A 6,629-nucleotide genomic window follows, 5' to 3' on the forward strand; every position below is an offset into this window, starting at 1 on the left:
TCACAGCCCGGGCACGAGGTCGCGGTGGGCGCCCTCGTTGATCGCATAGCCGCGGGCGACGGCGCTCAGGCCCTTCGCCTGGTCCATGGCGCGCTTGTCGGCCGCGACATCGTCATCGTCGGGCACGAGTTGCGGATCGCCCGTTTCGACGGCGTCGGCGCTCTTGGCTGGTTGCTCGGGTAGGCCGGGATGGCGCTGCTGCTGCATCCCGCCATCGTCTTCGCCGCCTGCGGCATCGTCGGCCTGGTGCAGCCGGGCATCGATGCCGCGCACCCGGTCGGACCAGTCATCGCCGCGCGGCTTCGGGCAATCGGCATAGCGCCCCTGTGCCAGCTTCGGCGCGGGCGCCACGCGCACAGTGAAATTGCGGTCGCGGAAATAGCGCAGCTTGCGTGCCCGGATCGGCGCGAGTCCGGAGATGAGCACGATCTCCTCATCGGGCGACAGCTGCATCACTTCACCGGGTGTCAGGAGCTGGCGGGCGGTCTCCTGGCGGCTGACCATGACATGGGCGAGCCAGGGCGCGAGCCGGTGGCCGGCATAGTTGCGCATCGCGCGCTGCTCGGTCGCGGTGCCGAGCGCGTCGGAAATACGCTTGGCGGTGCGCTCGTCGTTGGTCGCGAAGGCGACCCGGACATGGCAGTTATCGAGGATGGCGTTGTGCTCGCCATAGGCCTTCTCGATCTGGTTGAGGCTCTGGGCGATCAGGAAGGCGCGGATGCCGTAGCCGGCCATGAAGGCGAGGCTGGTCTCGAAGAAGTCGAGGCGGCCGAGCGCCGGAAACTCGTCGAGCATCATCAGAAGCTGGTGCCGGCGCGCGGGAGTGCCGGGTTGGTCCAGCCTTTCGGTCAGGCGGCGCCCGATCTGGTTGAGCACGAGCCGGACCAGCGGCTTCGTGCGGCTGATGTCCGATGGCGGGATGACGAGGTAGAGCGATAATGGCTGGGCGGCCTCGATCAGGTCGGCGATCCGCCAGTCGCAGCGCGAGGTGACCTCGGCGACCGTCGGATCGCGATAGAGGCCGAGGAAGGACATGGCGGTCGACAGCACGCCCGAGCGCTCGTTCTCGCTTTTGTTGAGCAGTTCGCGCGCGGCGGACGCCACCACGGGATGGACCCTGGGGTTCTTGTCGTCGCCGAGATGATTGGTGGTCATCATCCGGCGGAGCGTGGCGACGAAGCTGCGCTGCGGATCGGACAGGAAGGTCGCGACCCGCGCGAGCGTCTTGTCCTCCTCGGCATAGAGGATGTGAAGGATCGCGCCGACCAGCAGCGAATGGCTGGTCTTCTCCCAATGGTTGCGGCGTTCGAGCGCGCCCTCGGGATCGATCAGGATGTCGGCGATGTTCTGGACGTCGCGCACTTCGTTGACGTCGCGCCGGACCTCCAGCAACGGATTGTAGTGCGCCGAGGCGGCGTCGGTCGGGTTGAACAGCAGGCAGTGCGAGAAGCGCGCGCGCCAGCCGGCGGTCAGCGTCCAGTTCTCGCCCTTGATATCGTGGATGACCGCCGAGCCCGTCCAGGAGAGCAAGGTGGGGACGACGAGTCCCACGCCCTTGCCCGAACGGGTCGGCGCGAACGTCATGACATGCTCGGGGCCGTCATGACGCAGATAACGGCCGCGAAGTGTGCCGAGCATGACGCCGGCGTCGCGATGCAGTCCGGCGCGCTCAATCTCGCGGCGGCTTGCCCAGCGAGCGGAACCATATGTAGTGACGTTGCTGGATTGCCGGGCGCGCCAAAGCGAGCCGAAGATTGCCGCGGCGCAGCCGACGAAGCCGCTGGCGCCTGCGAACATGCCCGCCCTGTCGAAGACATGCGGGGCATAGGCGTCATAGTGATACCACCAGGGGAACAGCGCCCAGGGATGATAGACCGGCACGCCATCGAGCCGGAACCAGGGCGCACCCAGTTCTGGCTGATAGGCCAGCATGGCTGCCGCCCATTGTGTCGCCGCCCAGATGCCCAGCAGGACGATGGCGAAGACGACGATGATCTGGCCGATGAGCAATTTGGTGGGTGTCACGTCGAGGCTCCCGCCCGCCGGACAGGACCGGTTCGGGCGGCTTCAGACTCGGTGACAGGCGCCGAAAATTGAACGGTGCTGATGGGCGCAGATGGGCTCGCGCCGGTCTGTTCCGGTCAGGCGCCGGAACGGAAGGCTATCCGAAAGCAGGTGCCTGGCGGTTAGAGGCCGGCGTCCGCTTTCAGCATTGCGACGCGTTCACGCGACACGGTCTCGACGATATCGCGCAGGGCGCGGACCGCTTTCGACAGGGCGTCGAGATCGTCATTGCCGATCTCATAGCTCGCCGAATAGCGGGCCTCGACATAGGCGCGCTTCAGAAGTTCGAACCGGCGGCGGTCGAGTCTGGTGGCGCGCGGCCAAGCCTCGATCAGCCGTGGCTCGCTGTCTTCGGCAAGCGAGCGCAGGAACTTGATGTTGTGCGAACGGGGGAAATAGAGGGTGCGGACGAGCAGGAAGCAGATGTAGGCGCGTTCCGTCGCTTGGTGGAGGTTGAAAGCTGCGTCCTTTCGCTTCCCGCTTGAGATGCAGAAGTCGGCTATCTCTATCGCGTCGTTGGTCTTCTCAACCCAATCTTCGAAATAGGCCGACGCCATTTCGTGCGCGTCGGCCGCCGTGAGCGGCTTCGGCGTGGCGAGTGCACTGCCCGGTAACTCGTAGAGCACGATCCCGTCACGGGCGATATCGGTCCAGAAATACTCGCCCCGGCTCAGCGCCTGGTTCACTTCGTCCAGCGTATGGACGATGATGTTCACCGGCCGCGCGATCGCGCTGTCGTGCAGGATCTTGTCCTCGGCGACATACCAGTAATCGGCGATGTCGGTGAGGTCCGGGTGGCTGACGATGACGAGCAGGTCGAAATCCGACTGGTAGCCATTCTCCGGCTCGTCCACCCAGTCGGTCCGGGCATAGCTGCCGAACAGAATGATCTTGAGGATCTTGCCGTTTTTCTTCCACGGCTGGTTCGCGCGCGAGATCGCGTCGGCAAATTCGCCCATGAGCGTTTGCTTCACTCGGTCCAGTTCGCTTTGCTGGACCGGGGGCAGATGGTCGATATCATTCCGCACGAAGGGGATTCTCGCGGCACACCATGAAGTTGGCAAGCCTTGACCACATAGACGGGTACGCCGATGATCGCGCGTCACGCACGAACGCTATCCCGCGTGTGTTCCAGATGATCGTACACCTTGCCGCCTCCCTTATTTAAGCCCGCTTATCTTAGTGTATTTGCTAATTAAGTGAAGTGGCGATTGCTTAAATAAGGTGTGCAATGCATATTGGCGCGCATGGCTGATCCAGAACCGAATCCGCGGCTGGGCCGTTTCGTGGAAACTCCCGTCGCCGGGGAGATGGTCAGGGCATTCGTGCCGCCGCCGCTGCCACCTGCGCCACCGATCGACGTGCTGGCGCTACTCGACCGGCTCAGCCTCGCTGAGCGTGCCCTGGGCCGCCTCGACGGCATCACCATGCTGCTGCCGCGTCAGGAGCTCTTCCTCTACATGTACGTGAGGAAGGAAGCGGTGCTTTCGTCGCAGATCGAGGGCACACAATCGACGCTCTCCGACCTGCTCCGCTTCGAAACCGAGGCGCAGGCCGGGCAGCCGATCGACGATATCCGCGAGGTCTCTAACTACGTCGCTGCCATGATGCATGGCCTCGAACGGCTGGAGGAAATGCCGCTCTCGCTTCGCCTCATCCGCGAGATGCACGAGCGCCTGCTGCAAAGCGGCCGGGGCGGAACCAAGAGCCCCGGCGAATTCCGCCGATCGCAGAACTGGATTGGCGGCACCCGCCCGGGCAATGCGCTGTTTGTCCCGCCTCCGACCACAGAACTCGATGGCTGTCTCGATGCCCTCGAACGGTTCATGCACGAGGACGAATCCCGTCTTCCAGCGCTTATCAAGGCGGGCCTGCTCCACGTCCAATTCGAAACGATCCACCCCTTCCTCGACGGCAATGGGCGTATCGGTCGCCTCCTGGTAACGCTGTACCTGTGCGTCAACGGAGTTCTGCGCAAGCCGCTGCTCTACCTCAGCCTGTACTTGAAGACCCACCGGAACGAATATTACCGGCTTCTACAGGAGGTCCGCGAGCAGGGAGCCTGGGAGGCTTGGCTTGACTTCTTCCTCGCCGGCGTAGCCGACACCGCCAACCAGGCCTTCGACGCCGCCACCCGCATAGTCGATCTATTCAAGCAGGATCGCGAACGCATTACGGCCGAGAGCGACCGTGCCGGTTCTGCGTTGCGGGTCCATGACCTCTTTCAGCAGAATCCCTTTCTCACTGCGAACCAATTGGTGGAGCGGACGGGGCTGTCGGCGCCAACGGTAAACGCGGCGCTCGCAGACCTCGAACGCCTTGGGGTGGTCGAAGAGATCACCGGCAAACGACGCGGACGGGTATTTGGATATCGCCGATATCTTGCAATCCTCAGCGAAGGTACGGAACCGCTGCAATCGCGAGCCGTGGAGTGACGTCTAGTCAGACTACCTGAGGGGATTCGGATAGCAGATGTCGGAGTCCGGAGATGCTTGACCCGCTTTCAAGCTTATGAAGAATGGCAAAACTTACGGAGTTCATCTTTGCCGGGCAGTACGAACCTCGACGGTCATGCCGGGAATCTCGATGATCGATGTGTCGATAGGATTATCCCGACTTAGTTTGCGCCTTCGGCCCGGGACAATCGCAGCAACGAACCCATCGCAGGCGGAGTCGTTCATTTCTTCGGTCAATGCATGCCAACTCGTCCACGATGCGCGAGTGTCATATCGTGTCTCCCCAGCGAACTGGCTGGAATGCCGCGCCATGACCAAGAGTTGGGGCGCAGAGTCGGCGGCTTCGCCCCAACCGTAGGCTCTCGAAATCTCCGCGCAGGTGCGACCATCGATCCAGTTGTGGACCTTGTCGACCCACTCATTGCCCTTCGTCAGCAGATTCTCCCTGCGGCTGTCGCGCTCTGCTAGGCTGAAGCCGTAAACATCGTACCATTTCATCTGCACGAAGACGACAACGCCGGTCTGGCGATCAAGGACCACTGCGTCGGCGTCGGTCAGGGTCGATTTGTCTTTTCGACGCAGCTTAAGTCCCTTTTCGAGAACCTTGTACCGGGGCTCAGGCAGAAGCCGTCGAAGATCCTCACGGAAGACATTTTCGCGACCATCGACAATTCTGTCCCAGTCCCCGCGATAAGTGCGGCGAAGAAAATCGAGCAATCCGGCATGCGGATTCATCAGGCCGCCGAACATTGGTAGGAGAACGAAATGCTCCCCAGCGTCGATATAATACGGAAGCGGAATTTCGTGCCGTTCTTCGCTGGAGGCTGCGCCTTCCGCATCCAGCGTCAGCCCTGCCATCAACTGCTGCGCGCGTAGGTGGTCATTGCCACGTTCGACCAGCACTTCGACGATATCGTCCCGTCGAGCGTAGATCGTCAGCAGATCGCGCACGTTCAGCTTGGGTTTGCGCTGGCGTAGTCGACCAGCCGCGTCGATGTGGTGCAGTACCGTGCCATAGGCAGCGGTCGAAGCCTCGCTCCAATCGCTGAATGCACGTCCTCCAATCATGCCGCTCGCCGGCAGGGCTTCGGCTTCAACCACGCCGGCGGCCTGAATCCGCGCCTGCGTACGGTAATGATCGACGAGGAACTGGTCGTTGTCATAGGCTATGAACCAGCCCATGTGCATCCGGCCGTAGCGGGTAAGCCTTCGCCGTACTTCCGTAAGCTCAGCCGCCAAGTTCGGCCATCGAGCTCGCATTGCAGCAGAGGCCCGGTCAACGGCAGCACGTTGCGCCTTGAGCTCGGCATACTCCTCCGCGTCCGAAATCACCTCGATCAGGATTCGGTCGTCACTGACAATCCTCGTGGTCGCCATGCCGTAGCGCTCCATGGCGGCCAAGCGGATCGCAAGGGAGAAATGGCCGCAGGCCAGAAGGTGATTGTCGAAAGCCGGAGTCAATTGTGGATTGCTCGGGAACCAGGGGATTGGGCCGGGCTTGTTACGGACGGCCTCGAGAAATGGGCGCAGCGCGGTCGCGGCACCGCGAAGCCGGATGCCTGGCTCTCCACCGACCGAACTCCCGCCGAAGTGATGAACATAGGCGGCGACGTCCAGCCCCCGCACAAGCGAAATCAATAGTTCCCGCTCATAGCCTCGCCAACTCTTGCGTATGCATTCGATGTAGCGGTCACGCTGAGCAATCAATCGCTTTTCGGCGGTCGTCACGAGTAGGCCATTTAGTCGTAGAGATCTGGGAAATAACGCCTTCGAATTGCGGGGCTCCTAGCTAGCGCGCGTTCAAGTTCAAGCTTCGAAAAGTGATACTGCTGCACGCGCCTTTTCATGCAGACCGATTCAATCTTGTCGTACAAACCCGAATCGATAATCGCCGAAGTCATTATGCCAAAGCCTTGGGCCTCGTACTGGTCGAGCATGTCGCCTACATCCACGACCCGTCCGCGACCAAGGCTCGCCTCGCCTTTGACAAGCTTGCATTGAAAAATCCATTTGCGGGCCGCCACACCAGGACGACCCGGCGCCTCTCGCACTTCGATGTCCCGCCCGCCGTCCCTGGCCCGCGATTTTCCCATTCTCTTAATCTTACTG

5 protein-coding genes are annotated in these 6,629 nt (G+C 62.2%); 1 reads left to right on the forward strand and 4 read right to left on the reverse strand.

Features of this window, described 5'->3' with window-relative positions; translation table 11 throughout:
- Positions 1 to 2,025, reverse strand: coding sequence for a conjugal transfer protein TraG (locus NN5_RS08450; protein ID WP_067733833.1), 2,025 nt, complete (start codon positions 2,023 to 2,025; stop codon positions 1 to 3).
- A 161-nt stretch (positions 2,026 to 2,186) separates the two neighbouring features.
- The gene (locus NN5_RS08455) at positions 2,187 to 3,092 is read right to left on the reverse strand and encodes a HEPN domain-containing protein (RefSeq protein WP_067733834.1); all 906 of its coding nucleotides are present in this window, start codon (positions 3,090 to 3,092) and stop codon (positions 2,187 to 2,189) included.
- A 219-nt stretch (positions 3,093 to 3,311) separates the two neighbouring features.
- Here NN5_RS08455 and NN5_RS08460 point away from each other — a divergent pair, with 219 nt between their 5' ends.
- Complete coding sequence (locus tag NN5_RS08460; RefSeq protein WP_067733835.1) at positions 3,312 to 4,499, forward strand: Fic family protein; 1,188 nt, start codon at positions 3,312 to 3,314, stop codon at positions 4,497 to 4,499.
- 102 nt (positions 4,500 to 4,601) lie between these two features.
- Here the strand turns inward: NN5_RS08460 and NN5_RS08465 are convergent, their stop codons facing one another.
- On the reverse strand, positions 4,602 to 6,248 hold the full coding sequence (locus NN5_RS08465; RefSeq protein WP_157081063.1) for a hypothetical protein: 1,647 nt from the start codon (positions 6,246 to 6,248) through the stop codon (positions 4,602 to 4,604).
- 11 nt (positions 6,249 to 6,259) lie between these two features.
- A partial coding sequence (locus NN5_RS08470; RefSeq protein WP_169800968.1) for a hypothetical protein occupies positions 6,260 to 6,629 on the reverse strand: 370 nt, incomplete at its 5' end.

This window comes from Novosphingobium naphthalenivorans NBRC 102051 (assembly GCF_001590985.1).
Taxonomy (GTDB): Bacteria; Pseudomonadota; Alphaproteobacteria; order Sphingomonadales; family Sphingomonadaceae; genus Novosphingobium; species Novosphingobium naphthalenivorans.

Bases quoted from the DNA above. Each gene is read 5' to 3' on its own strand.
- NN5_RS08460 (WP_067733835.1), top strand. From the start codon at position 3,312: ATGGCTGATCCAGAACCGAATCCGCGGCTGGGCCGTTTCGTGGAAACT.